At 67.5% G+C, this 15,979-nt stretch carries 10 protein-coding genes and 6 pseudogenes; 6 read left to right on the plus strand and 10 right to left on the minus strand.

The window, feature by feature from the left end:
• Positions 1–151 precede the first annotated feature (151 nt).
• Both ACIRO3_RS33260 and ACIRO3_RS33265 read left to right on the plus strand, forming a co-directional pair.
• Complete coding sequence (locus tag ACIRO3_RS33260) at positions 152–910, plus strand: peptidoglycan-binding protein (protein ID WP_404143153.1); 759 nt, start codon at positions 152–154, stop codon at positions 908–910.
• Between the two features lie 757 nt (positions 911–1,667).
• A complete protein-coding gene (locus ACIRO3_RS33265; protein ID WP_404143155.1) occupies positions 1,668–1,985 on the plus strand; it encodes an FHA domain-containing protein in 318 nt (105 codons plus the stop codon).
• Between the two features lie 230 nt (positions 1,986–2,215).
• On the opposite strand, the pseudogene ACIRO3_RS33270 reads toward ACIRO3_RS33265, so the two are convergent.
• A pseudogene (locus ACIRO3_RS33270) lies at positions 2,216–2,500 on the minus strand (transposase); the annotation flags it as partial.
• Between the two features lie 413 nt (positions 2,501–2,913).
• On the opposite strand from ACIRO3_RS33270, the gene ACIRO3_RS33275 reads away from it, so the two are divergent.
• Positions 2,914–4,029 (plus strand): PucR family transcriptional regulator, encoded by a 1,116-nt coding sequence (locus ACIRO3_RS33275; RefSeq protein ID WP_404143063.1) that lies wholly within the window; start codon positions 2,914–2,916, stop codon positions 4,027–4,029.
• A 376-nt stretch (positions 4,030–4,405) separates the two neighbouring features.
• Here the strand turns inward: ACIRO3_RS33275 and ACIRO3_RS33280 are convergent.
• The 4 genes and pseudogenes from ACIRO3_RS33280 to ACIRO3_RS33295 all read right to left on the minus strand — a co-directional run.
• A pseudogene (locus ACIRO3_RS33280) lies at positions 4,406–5,057 on the minus strand (transposase); the annotation flags it as partial.
• 26 nt (positions 5,058–5,083) lie between these two features.
• Positions 5,084–5,731, minus strand: a pseudogene (locus ACIRO3_RS33285) (transposase); the annotation flags it as partial.
• A gap of 230 nt (positions 5,732–5,961) precedes the next feature.
• Positions 5,962–6,687, minus strand: coding sequence for a leucine-rich repeat domain-containing protein (locus ACIRO3_RS33290; protein WP_404143065.1), 726 nt, complete (start codon positions 6,685–6,687; stop codon positions 5,962–5,964).
• 340 nt (positions 6,688–7,027) lie between these two features.
• Positions 7,028–7,672: a DUF4937 domain-containing protein gene (locus tag ACIRO3_RS33295; protein ID WP_404143066.1), complete on the minus strand. Its 645-nt coding sequence runs from the start codon at positions 7,670–7,672 to the stop codon at positions 7,028–7,030.
• A 476-nt stretch (positions 7,673–8,148) separates the two neighbouring features.
• On the opposite strand from ACIRO3_RS33295, the gene ACIRO3_RS33300 reads away from it, so the two are divergent.
• Positions 8,149–8,406, plus strand: coding sequence for a hypothetical protein (locus tag ACIRO3_RS33300; RefSeq protein WP_404143067.1), 258 nt, complete (start codon positions 8,149–8,151; stop codon positions 8,404–8,406).
• Between the two features lie 335 nt (positions 8,407–8,741).
• Here ACIRO3_RS33300 and ACIRO3_RS33305 read toward each other — a convergent pair whose 3' ends face one another.
• From ACIRO3_RS33305 to istA, 3 genes and pseudogenes are all read right to left on the minus strand, one after another.
• Entirely contained in the window at positions 8,742–9,473 is a 732-nt protein-coding gene (locus tag ACIRO3_RS33305) for a PGPGW domain-containing protein (protein WP_404143069.1), read from the minus strand.
• Positions 9,474–9,632: 159 nt separating this feature from the next.
• Positions 9,633–10,974, minus strand: a pseudogene (nhaA, locus tag ACIRO3_RS33310) (Na+/H+ antiporter NhaA).
• A gap of 55 nt (positions 10,975–11,029) precedes the next feature.
• Positions 11,030–12,169, minus strand: a pseudogene (istA, locus tag ACIRO3_RS33315) (IS21 family transposase); the annotation flags it as partial.
• Between the two features lie 201 nt (positions 12,170–12,370).
• On the opposite strand from istA, the gene ACIRO3_RS33320 reads away from it, so the two are divergent.
• Positions 12,371–12,832, plus strand: a complete 462-nt coding sequence (locus tag ACIRO3_RS33320; RefSeq protein ID WP_404143071.1) for a hypothetical protein — start codon at positions 12,371–12,373, stop codon at positions 12,830–12,832.
• A 32-nt stretch (positions 12,833–12,864) separates the two neighbouring features.
• Here ACIRO3_RS33320 and ACIRO3_RS33325 read toward each other — a convergent pair.
• Positions 12,865–13,056, minus strand: a pseudogene (locus ACIRO3_RS33325) (ISL3 family transposase); the annotation flags it as partial.
• 18 nt (positions 13,057–13,074) lie between these two features.
• Positions 13,075–14,466, minus strand: coding sequence for an ISL3 family transposase (locus tag ACIRO3_RS33330; protein ID WP_404143072.1), 1,392 nt, complete (start codon positions 14,464–14,466; stop codon positions 13,075–13,077).
• A 154-nt stretch (positions 14,467–14,620) separates the two neighbouring features.
• Between ACIRO3_RS33330 and ACIRO3_RS33335 the strand changes: the two genes are divergently transcribed.
• Positions 14,621–15,664, plus strand: a complete 1,044-nt coding sequence (locus tag ACIRO3_RS33335; protein ID WP_404143073.1) for a hypothetical protein — start codon at positions 14,621–14,623, stop codon at positions 15,662–15,664.
• Positions 15,665–15,979 lie beyond the last annotated feature (315 nt).

A 15,979-nucleotide genomic window follows, 5' to 3' on the forward strand; every position in this document is an offset into this window, starting at 1 on the left:
TAACAAATGTCCGGATTGCGGCGCCGGCGGCGTGGATTGCGAATGTATGTCGCACGCGGGTTTCACCCCGACCCGCATACGGCCGTACGTGACGTTGGTCGACCCCGGCGAGGCGAACCATCCGGCGGCCGAGTCCCTCGTGTACGGCGCAATGACGCCGCAGGGCGACGGAACAGACCGCAGAATTCCCGGCCCATCAGTGCACCTGAGGCCGCCGGCTGCTCAGTTGGCCGTTCCAAACGCCGGCGACACTACGCGACTCCGGGCAGCCGCCCTGCGCCTTTCGCTCAGGCCAAGGGCGGCTTTCCAGCGGGCGCGTAGGGGGCACGAGCCCCGGGCACTTGGGGCTTCCCGTCGACTGACGCTGCCTCTCCTGGCAACCGCCGCGGTGATCGCGCTGGGGGTAACGGCTGTGACACTGGAGACAACGGGCGAGCCGCCGCGTGGCGATGTCACGTTTGTCGACCCGGCACCGCCCTATCCAGGGGCCGACATCGCTCCGCCCCATGCATCATCGGCACCCACCGTCCATGCCTCCAAGTTGCCGCCCTCGGCTTCGCGCTTCCCCTCACCGAGCGCCTCCCATTCAGCGTCCCCCTCCGCCTCCCCGAGCCCCCTCCCACCCACTGCCTCCCCAACCACCTCAAAGGAGACAGGCCGGTCCGTCAGCCCGAAACCGAAACCCACATCCGTCACTGCGGCACCGACCTTGCGACTGGGGGACTCAGGCCCAGAGGTGGAAAAGCTTCAGCGACTGCTGGCGGTGCAAGGAACATTTAAAGGAAAAATCAACGGAAAGTTCGATCGGAGAGTGCAATCAGCGGTGGACATGTTCCAGATCGACCGCCAGGTCCATGCCGATGCCCGGGGCACCTACGGTCCCGCGACCCGGCGGGCACTCGAGGGATAAAACCAGTCGTCATCGATGGCATTCCGCCACGATGACAGCTTCGGCAGCCACTCTACCAATGCGACGAAAAGGTCCCTGCAACGCGTTCAGCGCAGATTGTCCTGAGTAGAGTACAACCGATGCGGAAATTGCCCCGTAGTCGCGGGAAGGAAAGGTGAGCGTGGCCGTGGCGACTTGCCCGAACGGGCACCAGTCCTCATTTGAAGATTGGTGTGACGTCTGCGCTCAGCGCGTAGCTGCCGCCAACCCGAACATCGTGGCGCCTTCCTATGATCGTCATCCCCGTGCCCGCGAACCCTCCCAACAGCAGTGCCCGCAGTGTCGAACACCGCGCAAGGCCACCGACCGGTTCTGCGAAGGGTGCTGGTACACCTTTCCGACACATGGACCGGTTTCGCATGCCACCAACACCGAGACCTCGACGCCGCAATCCTCGCCGGCCTACTCGCAGCACCAAGAACCACAGTGGTCCCACACCGACCTGACCGCCGAGCAGGTCCCACACGACGCCGTCAGGTCGGCACCACCGCCCGCGCCCCAGCAACAGCCGCCCTACCGGCATGAGCCCCTACAGCAGGAGTACCCGCACCAGCGGCCCTGGCATCAACCGCAGGCCCCGCGGCATGCGGACCACGCGCCCCGGAGGCAAGGCCCCACTCCAGATCACAGCGGCGGCTGGAGCGTCACGGTCGGACCCGACAGCTCGTACTTCGCGGCGATGATCCAGCGCAGCAACCCCGAAGCGGCCTCCTTGACCATGCCGACGTACTGCCCAGAGCAGCACCTCGCGCTCCTCGGTGACCAGGTCAGCATCGGCCGCCGACGCCCCTCTGCAGGCGAATCGCCGGATATTGACCTCTCGGTACCCCCCGAGGACCCGGGCGCCTCCCATCAGCACGCCCTGCTCGTACAACAACCCAACGGGAGCTGGGCCGTGATGGACCAGAACTCCACCAACGGCACCACCATCAACGGCGCTGAGGAGCTGATCCCGCCATACGTCCCGGTCCTGCTCAGCGACGGCGACCAAATCCACGTCGGTGCCTGGACCACGATCACCATCCGCCGCATCTAGAGGCGGTACCGTGAGTGCGGAGTGTGTCTGAAAGATCGTGTAAGTCCGTGATATGGCAGCCTGGCCCGGGGTTGGGCCTCGGTCCTGTGGGCCAGCCGGAACGGACGAGTCATGACAGACAAGACGGAACTCGTCGCCTCGGCGGTGGCCGGGACAGGCTAGTCAACGAGGTGGTCGAGCGGCTACTCGACGATGTGCGCCAGCACCATCGCGTCGAGGTGGTCGGACTTCTTGCAACCGAGCTCGTCGAGGACCAGGCGGTGAAGCTTGGCCCACACCCGGGCCTTGCTCCACTCGGAAAAGCGCCGGAGAGCCGTTGCCCCCTACGGACCGAACGAAGCTGTGGGCAGTTGCTGCCACGTGCAGCCTGACGTGGCACGAGCACGATCGCGGCCCCAACCTCACCATCACCGTGCCGGCGCCGACCCCCACCCTGAGGCCGCGACGGCGCCCGGCATCAACCGCTGGAACAACAACCACAACTCATCCGGCACCAGTCGCTCAACAATCCCCACGACCGACAGCTTCCCGAAGCATCCAAATGAGATGACTCCAAAGAGGTGCTCCCTGCGGAGGGCTCGGACCGCGAACGCCAACGATCCGATCATCTGATGGGTTGCGGTCAAAAGCCGGACCTCACGGCACGCACACCCTGACGCCAGCATCCTCACGGCCAGCGGTTCTCGGTGGCGATCGGCCGGCGCCAGGCCCAACTCTTGACCGAGTGCTCGAAGGCTCCGGGGGTGTGTATGACTCACCGAATGCCAGCTGATCGCCACCGAGGAGAAGCCGGTGGTCGCCGCACCACCCGAAAAGTAAAGACCGGGTAATGTCGCGAGCCCGTGGGTGGGCACTTAGCTCCTCAATGCAGCACGAGGCTCATCTGCCCATGCCGGGGCGGGGCCCGCACCATGGAAAAGAGGGAACAGTGAGTGAACTTCTGAACCGCATCCTGTCCCGCCCGCGCCGGGAATGGACCCGGGCCCTGCGAAGGGAACTGCCTGAACTTGCCGCGGAGATTGTGGAAGAGTTGCGGGGTGGCATTCCCGGTCTCTCCACCCGCGTCGAAGGCATCGATGACGAAGCCATGCGGCGGCGGGTGGAGTCCGCCCTGCTCACGGTCTTCAGGAACCGCAAACCTTCCGGTACCACTCAGGATGAGGAGGCTGTTCGGGAAACGGGCGCGGTTGGCGGCGGCGAGACGTCCCCCCTCAAGGCCGTCCCCTTCCAAGGATTCAACGCAGGACTCGAACGCGCTCGGCGAGAGTTGTTCGCCGCTCTCACATCTGCAACGCCCATCGCTGAAGTAGCCCTGACCGAATTGGTCGGAGCGGCCCGCTGGCCTCTGCACAGCTCCGTCTGGGCCATCGCCTTGGCTTCGCCCGGCGATGCCCAGCAAATGGCAGCCGTCATGGACGACGCCCTTGCCGGGAACATGTGCGGACAGCCCTGCCTGCTGGTGCCCACCACCGACCCGGAGAACCGAACCAAGCTGGAGGGCTTCCTGCGCGGTCGGTTCGCCGCCGTGGGGCACCCCGTCCCACCCCGCAACACCGCCTCCTCCCTGCGCTGGGCCGTGCGCCTGTTCAACCACACCCTCACCCGATCCGGTCCGGAGACGCACGCAGTGTTCGTCGACGACCACCTCTCGACACTGATAATGCTCCAAGACGAACCCCTGGCCCACGCACAGGCCTCACGCTGGCTGCGCCCTCTGGCCGACCTCACGCCCAGCCAGAGCGAGCGACTCGAAGCGACTCTCCTCGCCTGGTTGGAGGGCGGCGGGGCACCCGAAGCCGCGAAGGCATTGAGCGTGCATCCGCAGACCGTCCGATACCGTATGCGGCAGTTGGAGAAGCTCTTCGGTCCCGGGCTGCGCGACCCCCGCACCCGCTTCGATTTGGAGTTGGCCCTGCGCAGCAGGCGCCTCCTGGCGGAAGTCAGATGTCAGCCCTCCGGGGCGACTCGCAGGGGCCGCGTGGTAGCGGCGGATTTCCGTCGACCGCTGGGCATCGGACGCAGAGCGCGAGTCACCGGCCGCTGAGGGCAAAATGAGCTCCTTACTGGATGGGGCGCGGCCTGCCGCGGATCAGGCAGGTGCCCATCCGGCGACGGCGAGGTTGTCCAGGCGGGCACTGCCGAGCATGGTCTGATGGACGCCACCATCTCCTTGCAGGTGTCAGTCGCGGAGGCTCTTGCAGACCTTCGTGTGGGCGAAACGTCGGCACGGGGCGAGGAGGCAGCCCCACCCGGGCGGCCCCGTACGACCCGGTGCCACTGAGCTGCGCGGCTGGTCCTACAGCGCGGCCGCCAGCGGCTGGGCCCATCGCGCGTCAGGGCCTTCGCATCGCCGAGTCGCCATTCTCAGACGGGGCGAAAGATTCCTTACCGATCGTAACAGCGGCAGTTCGGCCGGTAGTTGCTCGGCTGGGGCAAGCGGTAGTCGGGCGGATGTGCCGGAGTCGCGGACGCGGGCAGGGGTGAGACGGTCGGCTGGTGCGGGTTTCTCCCAGGGCCGGCGGAGGTCTGCTGCGAGTGGGCGGGCGAGACGGAGCTGGGTGTAGGCGGCGAGGATCAGCCACGTCCATCGGTCCGCTGCCTCGGGGGTGCGGATCTTCGGGCAGGTCCAGCCCAGGGTCTGTTGAACAGGCGGAACGTGTGCTCGATGTCGAAGCGCCGCAGGTATGCCTGCCACAGACGGTCGGCATCGGCAGGGCTGGCGTGCGTGCCGGACCACCAGAGCCAGACCGGCTTCGGAGTCGCTCCGCTGGGCAGGTGGTCGATCTCCAGACGGATGACGGTTCCCTCGATGATGGGGAGGGAACCGTCATCCGTGGCCCATGACGAGCGGTGGGTGAGTTTGGGGTGGAGACGGCCCCAGGAGCGGGCGGTGGCGGTGCCGTAGAGGCGCGTGGCGGTGACGGTTTCGGTGTCCGGGGTGCCCCAGGTGTGGGCCTGGCCGAAGACGAACTCGCCACCGTGCCGCGGCGGGCGGCCCATCGTGCGGGGTTGCCGAGGCGGGACGGATCGCCGTAGTACTCGGTCCGAACGCATCCGCGCCAGGACCTGGACTTCTCCCGGGTCGTTGTGGCAGGTGAGGGTTCGCGCAGAGCGGTGCGATGTCGTCCGATGACTCGTTCGACTGCCTGAGCCAGGTTGTTCAGGAGGTGCCAGGCGTCCGCTACATGCCGTGCCTGTGGGGCACCGGTCTGGGCGCCGTCGCGGAAGGAGCCGGCACGGACGCGGCAGATGATCCGGATCTCAGGATGGTCTCGCGGCCAGGACGCGAAGGTGGCCGCGGCCCGGTCGATGAGGACGTCGATAGGGCGGTGGGTGGACATGTCGATGATGATCGTTGCGTAGGTTCGTCCCCGTCGCACGGCGAACTCGTCGACGCCCAGATGTGCCACCGGGCCCGAGGACGGCAGCGGGGCAGAGCACGGATCAGCCGGAGCAGAGTGTCCTTGCAGGTACTGATCGCCAGGCGCTCGGACAGGCGTGCACCGGGCCGCCCGCCCAGGAACAGGGCCACGTCGGTGAGTTGGGCGGTGAAGGCGTCCGTGCGACGTGCGTGGCGATGAGTCAGGACCGGCATTTGCTCGACGAACGTCCGACGGGCACAGCCGTAGTTCCCGCGGACGAGTCGACGAGCTAGCAATGCAATCTGTACCCGCCGGCCTGCGACAGGACGATCCGCCAGAGTCCGCTCGTAGCAACGATGCACTTTCGAAGATTTCTGCCCGCATCCGGAACAGGCCGCCGCCACGGCCAGCGATCGCACAGCGACCCGGGCCTCGGCATCCGTGAGCACCAACTGGTCGACCTTCACCCTGAAACCTGGCAGCAGAAGATCTCCGACCTGCACCCCACCCATCACACCTGATAGATGCCCAACTACCCCCAAAACAGCGACAGAGCCCACGAGCTGTGCCAGAACCGAGAAGTAGCGGCACTGTTGCGGAAGGTGGTGTCGTCTCTATGTCAAGACCACGCAGCCCCGCCGCTCCAACTCGCTGATGAGTGGTAGCGAGGGATCGACCTCGTTCCAACGCAGATCAAGTTTCTCCAGCGACGGCATCAGGGCGAGCCAGTCGGGCAGATGGCCGAGGTGGTTGCTCCGCAGGTCGATCTGACGCAGGCGCGGGAGGCCGGCCAGTGACTCCGGGACTGCGTGCAGAGAGTTTTCGCGTAGGTCTAGGTGGCGTAGTTCGTGTAGGTCGGCTGCCGACGTCGGCAGGTGCTCGATCGCGTTCCCCCGGAGCCACAGCTCACGCAGGCTGCGGAGCCGGCCGATGGCATCGGGCAAGGTGGTGAGCCGGTTGTGCTGTGCCCTGAGCTCGATGAGCCCGCTCATCCCACCGATGGACTCCGGCAATGCGGTGAGGGAGTTCTCGCCGACGTTGAGGTACCGCAGCCGGGCCAGGTTGCCCAGACAGTCCGGAAGCTGCGTCAGCTGGTTGTCGTGCAGGTAGAGACAGCCGCTGAGGCCGGTCAGCCTGCCGAGTTCTTCGGGCACTGACGTCAGCGCGTTGTGGCCCAGGTCGAGGGTGTTCAGCTGGTGGAGCTGCCCGATTTCTGGAGGGAGGACCGTAAGTCCGTTGTCGGCGAGGATCAGCACGTGGAGCTCGGTCTGTTGCCAGACCGAATCGGGCGCTTCTCCGAGCTCTTGACGCCACAAGTTCAATGTGTGCCTCACGGCCATCCCCTTCATCAATCCTCCGAGACTCCGATTGTCGTCCGAGACCCTGAGGTCAGCAGACAGCCAGGACAACATCAGCCGGCCTTGGCGATTCGTGGGCTCAGGCTCGTGTGCCGGCGAGGCGGTAGGAATCGGTGCTGGTCTCGACTCCCTCACGGTGTTCACCAGGACGTGGCGGGCCATCCCAGTCTGGATCAGCGCCCTCGTCCCAGCGAAGTCGCCGTGGGCCTTGACCGCCGCGGCCCACCAGGCGTGGGGCTGTGGAACGTTCGGTGTAACTCCCGATCATGGAAGGTGCGCCGATGACCTGCGACAACGCCACTTGCTGCTGATGACACGCTTCTTACCAGCACGGTTGCGGTTCGGGCAGGACCCGCCAGGTTACCTCAAGTGGCAACGCGTGGCCGGTCATCGACTGGATGTCGCTGTCGAGGGCGGCGCCGGAGCGTAGGGCATGCAGATGCTGGGTGGTATAGCGCTGGTGGGCAGTGGAGCTGGACCATAGGGTTGTGACCAGGTAGCGGTCCGCTTCCAGCCGGGTGACGACTCCAGTGAGCATGCCGCCGGCCGTGGCCATGCCGGGAGCCCACACTGTGCGTTGGGTGTCGAGGAAATGCTCTTGGCGTCCGGGCAGGAGCCGGCAGTCGGCGACCCGTAGGAGAGTGGCGCGTTCGAGAGCACGGGGCAGGGTTGTCTCACCCGGCATCTCCAAGACGAGTTCGCCCGTGGCGACCTCGATCGCGGAGTAGTTGGCGCTCTGCCGGTTGCTGGCGGACACCGCGTCGTGCCGCTCCTGCATGAAGCCCAGGTACGCCTCGGCATCGGTCCACAGTCCCAGCAGATGAGCACAGTCGGTGGCCGGATCCCAGCCACCGACCTGCCCGATCAAGCCTGGTTGATCACTGATCGTCGACCAGACGCGCTGGGCCGCAGAGAACTGTCCCCGCGCTGTCACCGGCACCTTGCAACTGATCCACTTGCCCCACATGAGCAGGTCCCCTCCCAGGTACGAACACGACGAACCAACGTAAGGAATCATCAGTCGAAGACCCCGACCGTCGTCAATCGGCCGCCGGACGCAGCAAGCCTGGGACCAGCGACGTAGGACTTGAGGCTTAGTCAAGTCGCACGCGGTGGTGCCCATTTTCCGTCAGGCAATCACCACGTAGGCCCGGCGGCCGGACAACGCGACCTTCCCGCGGCGATCGCCCGGAGCCACCAAAACGGACACCGCCGATCCGAATCCGGCACCCCAGCCCCTACACTGATGGCGCTCGTTGAATCTTTGAATCTCCTCACCCAATGCTCCCGGGTTCCCCAGACTTGCTCACCTTGTTCCCGTCCGAGACGGACATGGACATCGGTCGAGGGATGTAGGGCCACAGCCTCATGTGCTTTCCGATCTTGCTGACTAGCGCCGGTGGCTACTGAGCTTTTCGGGGTGTCGTCGGCTAGTGACGGCTCGTGATCCCTGCGGTATGCCGGTGGTATGAGGTATCCGGAGGGTGGGGCCTGACCGCTGAGCGTCGGGTCGTCCTCGACGTCACCGCCACCACCTTCGCCGACTCCTCCATGCTCAACACGATGCTGCTCCTGCTGCGCGCCGGCCGCCTGGTCCTGGCCGGCCCCATGCCCACAAAACTGGGCCGGCTCCTGGACATCACCCAGGCCCGCGAACTGTTCCCGACCGCCGACACCGTCGACGCGGCCCGCACCCTGTAGGGCTTCTCTCGCCGTGGTGCAAGGAGAGGGCCCCATGGCGTCTTGGGCAGGGGTGGACGGGACGTGAGCGCGATGGTGCGCGGTACGGCGAGGCGCCCGTGCACGCGGGGTGGGCGGGGGCATGCTGGTCGCGCGTTTCTCGGCCGCCCGAGGGGCGGGTCGGGCGACAGTGGTCCCGGGTTGTCCTGCCCTGGGCCCGCGCCGCACCGGTGACGGATGCGACGCGCCGCCTTCGTACCGGCGCGTCGAGCCTCTCCGGCGGGCGTGACAGAGCCCGGCCGGGTGACTACTGACACGGCCGGGCTTTGCCTGCAGGGGGGACCGGTGGCTGACGTTCATCGGCCTGCGTCGTCCGTGTCCTCATCGGGGGTCAGAGCGATGGAGGCGGTGATCCGTTTGCCGACGGGTTCACGGTGGATCCGGAGGGTCAGTGCCGCGGCCATGATGATTTCCAGGCCGTGCTGTCCCACCCGGGTGGGGTCGGGAGGCAGGATGGTCGGCAGGTTCGGGTTGCTGTCCCAGACGGCCACGTCCACGCACTGGTCACGGAGTTGGAGCGTGAGCAGGCTGGGGCCGGGGGCGTATTTGCGGGTGTTGGTGAGCAGCTCGCTGACGACCAGCTCCACCAGGTCCTGGGCCTGTGCGGAGACGGGCAGACCGTGAACGTGGTGCAGGTCGGTGAGGAAGCGTCGGGCGAGTTCCCGGGCGTGGGCGATCGGTTCGATGCCTTCGAGCTCTGCGGACAGCGAGAAGGCGTGAGAGCGCGGCGCCCTGCGGGGTTCGGTCCCCTCCGCCTTGTCATTCGCCTGCGGCTGTTGTGCTGCCGGGCGGTCATGCTTCCCGGTCCACTTCCTGGTCACAGTCGTAGGTCTTTCGGTTGCGGGAGTGGGGATGGCACGTGTGGTCAGCGGTCGGGCGGCGGTCATGGCGAGGCCGGTGATGAGCAGGGCCAGGCCGATGACGAGTACGGGGAAGCCGGGGCCGGGCAGGAAGTACATCGCCACCCCGGCCGCGGTGAGGGGCGCGCCGATGGCGGCCATCACCTTCCCGATCCGGCGTTCCGACATCTGCTGCTCCTTGCCCGGTTGGATTCATGTGGCCGGGGCGTCGCGGCGAGTGAGGAAGTTGGCGAATGCTCCGATGAGCAGACCCCATGCCGCCGGCCGGCCGTGGCGGGCCACCGATCATGATCGCGGGCGCGAGCAGAGAGGCGTCGCCGCCGGTCATCAGGTGTGCTGTCCGTCGGTGCGAGCGGCGGCGCCTTCGGGCCCTGTGGTGTCGTGCTGGTAGATGTCGGGGATGCCGTCGTGGTCGGCGTCGAGGTTCTCCGCTTCGTACAGACGCCGGTAGACGGCGTTACGGCGCCGTAGCAGGAGTGCGGCGAGGATCGCGGCGATCAGGGAGGCGACGAGGACGGCGGCCTTGACGTGCTCGCCGGTCCGGGCGCCGGGGAAGGCGAGTTCCCCGATCAACAGGGCGACGGTGAAGCCGATCCCGGCCAGCACCGCCAGGCCCAGGACGTCGGCCCACGCCAGATCGGGGTTCAACCGCGCGCGGGTGAAGCGGGCGGCCAGGTAGGTTCCGGCGAAGATCCCCACCGTCTTGCCGACGACCAGGCCGATGACCACGCCGAGGGGCTCTGGGTCGGTGAACACCGCGCCCAGTGCCGGACCCGTAATGCTCACCCCGGCGGCGAACAACGCGAACAACGCGAACAACGGCACCGCGACACCCGCGGAGAACGGGTGGACGAGGTGGGAGACCCGGGCGGCCGGCGAGACGTCCTCGTCCTTGTCGCGGGTGGTGCGCAGGATGAGGCCCATGGCGACGCCGGCGACGGTGGCGTGAACGCCGCCGTTGTACATCAGTGCCCAGATCGCCACGCCGAGCGGCACGTACCACCACCAGCCGCGCACCCGCAGCCGCTGGAGCAGGTAGAAGAGCACGAGGCCCGTGACGGCTCCGGCGAGCGCCCACAGGTTCAGGTCGGAGGTGAAGAACACCGCGATGATCAGGATCGCGCCGAGGTCGTCGACGACGGCGAGGGTGAGGAGGAAGGCACGCAGCGCGGCCGGCAGATGCGTGGACAGCACCGCCAGGACCGCCAGGGCGAACGCGATGTCGGTGGCCATCGGGACCGCCCAGCCCGTCCTGCTCCCGCCGCCCGCCGTGACAGTGGCCAGGTAGAGGGCCGCGGGCACGGCCATTCCGCATACCGCGGCGATCACGGGCAGCGCGGCGGTGGCCGGGGTGGCGCAGTTCACCGACGACCAGCTCGCGTTTCAGCTCGATCCCGGCGACGAGGAAAAACACGGCCAGCAACCCGTCCGCCGTCCAGTGCCCCACGGACAGGTCCAGGCCGAGCGCCGGTATCCCGAAGTGGAAGTCGCGCACGGACGCGTAGGCCTCGCTCCACGGGCTGTTGGCCCAGATCAACGCGAGGACGGCCGCGCCGAGGAGGACCAGGCCGCCGACGGTCTCGGTGCGCAGGGCGCGGGTGATGGCCTGTCGTTGTGAACTTGCCCGCCGAGCGGGCCTGTTCGAGCGCGGTCGCGCCGGGGAAGGCACCCGGCTTGCGGATCAAGGCCTCCAGGTAGTGGTCCAGATCCAGGCGGCAGCCGCCCTTCGCGATCAGCCGCTCGTGCCGGGCCACTTCCACGTTCCGGTCGTAAACCACCAGGTGAGAGGCATGCAATACGACCCGGACCCGCTTGCCGATCAGCCGGACCGGAACCGAGTACCGGTTCGTGCGGACCGCGATCTGGCTGTAGCGGTCGACCCGCGGAGTGAAGAGCCGGCCCGTCTCGAACGGCTCCTCCGGCAGCGGCATCAGCAACGGCCGCTCGACCTCGAAGTACTCGTCGATCGTCCGCGGACGCGAACCGATCCGGCGCCGCCCGTCATGAAGATCCCACTGATCGACGAGCTCGTTCAGCTCGGCCAGCGAGTCGACCTCGGGCACCGGGGTGAAGTGGTTGCGGCGGAAGTAGCCGATCTGGCCCTCCACTCCGCCCTTCTCGTGGGCGCCCTCAATGCCGGGCCGACAGTAGAAGCTCTCGATCCCGAAGTGCGACCTGAAGGCGATCCAGCGGTCGGCTTCCACTCTGGCCCGGCTCAGCCCCAGCACCCGGGCGACGGCGGCCTTCAGGTTGTCGTAGCGGACCTTGCTCCGCGGGACCCCGCCCAGCGTCCGCAGGGCATGAACGTGCCCTTCGAAGAAGGCTTCCTGCCCACAAGACGCGAAGACGCGATGAACGGCTCTGCCCGAGTAAGACAGGCGGAAGGAGAACAAATAGCAGGTCACAAGCTCGCCGGCCAGCCGGATCGTCACGTCGCCGAAGTCGACCTCGGCTTCCATGCCGGGCTGGTGGGTTTGTGGGATGAACGCTTCGACCGGGGCCTTCCCCGACTCGACGAGGATCTGCGGCTTCCGGTCCGAGACGTAGCGCCGGACCATTTGGTAGGAGACATCCGCGGCGTGTTCCTCGACCAGGCGGTGGAGGATCCGCGTGATCGTGTGCCGCTGCTTGCGCGGCGCGTCCAGATCCGCCTGCAACATCCCGTCGATCACGGACTTGTACGGATCCAACGCGGTCGGCCTCGGCGGCAGCTGCTTCCGCGGTTCCGGCCAAACCGAGTCCACGGCCTTGCGGACCGTCCGCCACGACACGTTGTACTTGCGCTCGATCTCCCGGATCTTCATGCCGCCACGGTGGTCACGCCGGATCGCCGCGTACAGCTCGATCTTCGACATCTGCGGCATGACCAGGCCCTTTCACCAGGAGCATCCCGATGCTCCCGTGGCAAGAACCCCGGCGACTTCAAAACTGGGGTTCTGGCTCACCTTCTGTGGATTTGTAACCGAGCGTTGCGGATGGCGAGGCGGGTGCCTCCGCGAGCAGAGCTGGATTTGAACCCGCCCCACGGCGTTAGGGTGCTGATTCACGAAGCAAGGAGAGTTGGCGTGCCCAACAGACCGCGGAGAGAGGAAGCCCTCGACTTCCTGCGCGCCGAGATGGCAGCGGAGCGATCGACAACGACCGAGTTGACCACTCGGGCTGCATGGCTGGCCTGGGTGCGATTCGCGCAGCAGCGCTTTGACACAGCACCGACCCCCGACTCCGACGGCCTGCTCTTCCAATACGGCACGTACGCCTTCAGCGGGCGATCGATGTTCACGCTGGACCTCACCCGACAGTTCGACATCAACGATGACGACGGCGAGCACGACCATTACGTGCAGGTCCACTGCGAACTCCGCTACGAGCCCGAATCCGCCCTGGAGGCCGGAGGAAGCTTCGACTCCTGGTTCTTTCACGACACCGATACAGACCTCGACCAGTGGTTCGCCGCCATGGAGAGTCGTCTCGAACTCCTACTTGATCGCGGGCCCTCCGAGATCAGCCTTTACGAGGAGCCGGTGTAGGCCGTGCCAGGAGTGGGAGACCAAAGGACCCCTCACGCAAGCAGGACCCGCTTGCGTAGGAGGGCGAAGCCGGCGCGGCCGAACATCTGACGCTTGAGCATCTTGATCCGGTTGACATGACCTTCGACGACGCCCGAGTTCCAGGTGAGGGTGAGGCCGGCGATGACGGCTTCGAGGTCGCGGTCGATGCCCGCAGCGAGGGTGTGGAGGCTCGGGAGGTCGTCCTGCCTGACGGCGGCGAGTCAATTCGGCAGGCGCTCACCCTGGCGCTCGGTCAACATCGTTGCAAAGGATCTGACGTGCCTGGTGAGGGCATCGATCTCGGGGCAGTTGGCCCGGACGTTCTTCAGTTGGAGTTGCTCGGCATCGGACAGGTTTTCCGGGCGGCGCAGAACCCATCCGGCGACTGCCCGGGGTGAGGGCGGCCGGGCTGTCACGGGTCGTGGCGAGGTGCGCTTCTGGCGGAGGTAGGCGCGAACGCGCTGGTAGCTGCCCTGGTAGCCGAGCGGGACAATCTCTTCCCACAGTTTCCAGGCGTTGGTGCAGCCCTCGTTCCATCGGGTGTCGAGGTAGGTCTTGTACTCGTCGAGGACGGAGGTCCGGTCCTGCCACTGACCGGTGAAGAGGTCTTCCGGCTTGGCGGCGTCTGCGTACCGTTTGACGGTTCGGCTCGTCATGCCGAGTTGCCGCTGGATCGCGCGACGACTGTGTCCTGCCTCCACCAGGGCATGGACGGTGGCGTGGACGGTTCGGGTTCGGTCGGCGAACCGGTGCCCGGTCGGCCATGGCGAATTGGACGACTCCTCTGCAGGGTCGGGCTCCTCCTCGATCGTTTGAGGCGCCTCAGGGGCCAGGACGCGCAGGCACTGGCGGTGCTGGGCGACGCTCCGCTCAGTGGCTTCGCTGAGGTTGTGCCAGAGATGCCACCGGTCCGCGACCTGCACGGCCTGCGGTGCGCCGGCGGTGGCGCCCTCGGCGAAGAACGGGGCGCGGTCCCGACATACGACCTCGATTCTGGGCCGTTCGGCCAGCCACGCGGCCAGGCTCGATGACTCCCGGTCGGGCAGCAGGTCGACCGGCCGGCGGGTCTCGACGTCCACGAGGACGGTGCCGTAGTTCCGGCCTTTGCGGGTGGCGTACTCGTCGACGCCGACCACTCGCGGGGCGGGCACCTCCGGCTCGGGAAGTGCGTCGATCAGCCGCAGGACCGTGCTGCGGCTGATCGGCACGCCAACGACGTGGGCCAGGCGGGCGCCGGCCCGGCCCGCGAGGGCGAGACCGATCGCGGCCAGGGTCGAGCCAAGCCGCTCGGTCCGCTGACCGTGCCTTCGGGTCAGGCCGGGTATTTGCTCGACGAACGTGTGACGTCCACACTCGGCGTTCCGGCAGGTGAACCGGCGGACCCGCAGCTGGAGTACGACGCTTCGTCCCGCACTCGGAACATCAGCAGGAAACCGCAGGTAGGAGCCGTGAACCCGGCAGGACCACGTTCCGCAACCCGGGCACGAGGCGCCCGCGGCGGTGCACCGCACTTCAACACGCACTATCGCGATGTTCACGTCCACCGACAGCACCGCGATGTCGTCGATCGACGGGAACAGCAGCTCCTCCAACCGGAGCAAGACCTCTTTCACAGCCCGAACTGTCGGGTCAGTCGCTCCTGCCACTGCTCATTTCGAGGCAACTTCCGAAGGTGTCAAAGGAAGTTCAGCGGTCACTCACAGTCAAGCGCCACACAACCTGAGCCAGAACCACAACCCGTGAATAAAGCCACCCGTCGAAGCGCTCATGCCGCTGAGGCTGGCCCGCATCGGCGTCCCGCTGACACAGACCGCGTCCCATGGCCTCACCGCGGCAGGCCTCGAACCCGCACTGCTGCGCCCCGCGCCGTCGTTGGTCGAGCACGAGGTTACGGTCGACCGGGACGACACCCTCCCGCCGGCGCCGACCGCGCCATCCGAGCCGGCCGCTCTCGCACAACCGGAGCACAGTGGGGGAGTCCCGGCCGAGGCGTACGCCGAACCGCTGGAGCGGGAGCACGACTACGCCGACACGCGCCACCAGGCGGCGATGCCCCGACCCGCCGTACAGGACAACGTGTTGAACGGGGGAGGGCTGTTCGAGGCATATCGTTCCCTCGCCGCGGCCACCGGAACGATGCCCGACGCGCAGACCTTCGCGGCGCACCTGGCCGACGCCTACGGCATCCGAGACGTCACGACGGGCGCCCCGGTGACGGCCGGGGAGATCACACTCCTGCTGGCCCCGTTCACGGAACTCCCTACTGCGACGATTGCCGGCCAGGCGCCCGATGATCTTGTTGACGGCCTTGGTCCCGAGGACGAACCGGTGTCACCGGCACCTGAGGAGCCGGTGGAGCCTCACCCGTTCTTCGCCCCTCCTCGGACGGAGCACAGTCCCGCTCCGGTCCCGGCTGGCACGGCAACCTCGTCGACCGCGCCGGAGGCCTCGACGGTCGACGTCCGGTCGGTCCCCCGGCAGCACCGCCGAGACGTACCGTCCCCCGGGAGCGAGGTTCTCGCGGAGACGTCGACCGCTGCCGGAGGTGCCGTCACGGCGCGGCTGCCGGAGCAGGAGCCTGACGCTGACGACGGCCTGACGGAGACTGAGCGTCAAGTCCGCCAGGTGGCTCTGTGGCTGGACGAAGCCGACGCGGAGGGCGAGAAGCTCGCGGGCGCGGAAGTCGCCCGCCGGCTTGGGGTCTCTCCCAGCACCGGTCAACGTCGCCTGAGCGGCGCCGTCCAGTACCGAGAGGAACACCGTCGTCAGTCGGGGCGCGGACACCTGCGGTCGGTCACCAACCGCGCCTGACCCCGCTACCTGAGGTACCGGTGACCGATCGGTCACCGGTCCTGGCCGCGGCCGATCTGCCCGGTGACTGATGACCGGTGACCGGTGACTGTCTCCGGTGACTGGCTTCGACCCGCTCCATCCGACCGGTGACTCACCGGCTGTTCGTGTCAGCCGGCGTTCTGACAGACCCGCTACCGGTGCGGGTGACCGGTGACTGACCGCGTGCACGGTGGCCTGGGGTGGGGGGGCGGGGGGGGGCCCCCCCCCCCCCCCCACCCGGGGGGGGGTGGGGGGGGCCCCCCCCGGGCCCCGGGGGGGGGGGGCCCCGGCCCC

The sequence above is a fragment of the Streptomyces sp. NPDC102278 genome, from assembly GCF_044766345.1.
Taxonomy (GTDB): Bacteria; Actinomycetota; Actinomycetes; order Streptomycetales; family Streptomycetaceae; genus Streptomyces.

Coding starts and splice junctions, on each gene's coding strand:
- ACIRO3_RS33260 (WP_404143153.1), top strand. CDS start 152: ATGACGCCGCAGGGCGACGGAACAGACCGCAGAATTCCCGGCCCATCA.
- ACIRO3_RS33265 (WP_404143155.1), top strand. CDS start 1,668: ATGCCGACGTACTGCCCAGAGCAGCACCTCGCGCTCCTCGGTGACCAG.
- ACIRO3_RS33290 (WP_404143065.1), bottom strand. CDS start 6,687: ATGGCCGTGAGGCACACATTGAACTTGTGGCGTCAAGAGCTCGGAGAA.
- ACIRO3_RS33295 (WP_404143066.1), bottom strand. CDS start 7,672: ATGTGGGGCAAGTGGATCAGTTGCAAGGTGCCGGTGACAGCGCGGGGA.
- ACIRO3_RS33305 (WP_404143069.1), bottom strand. CDS start 9,473: ATGTCGGAACGCCGGATCGGGAAGGTGATGGCCGCCATCGGCGCGCCC.
- ACIRO3_RS33335 (WP_404143073.1), top strand. CDS start 14,621: ATGCCGCTGAGGCTGGCCCGCATCGGCGTCCCGCTGACACAGACCGCG.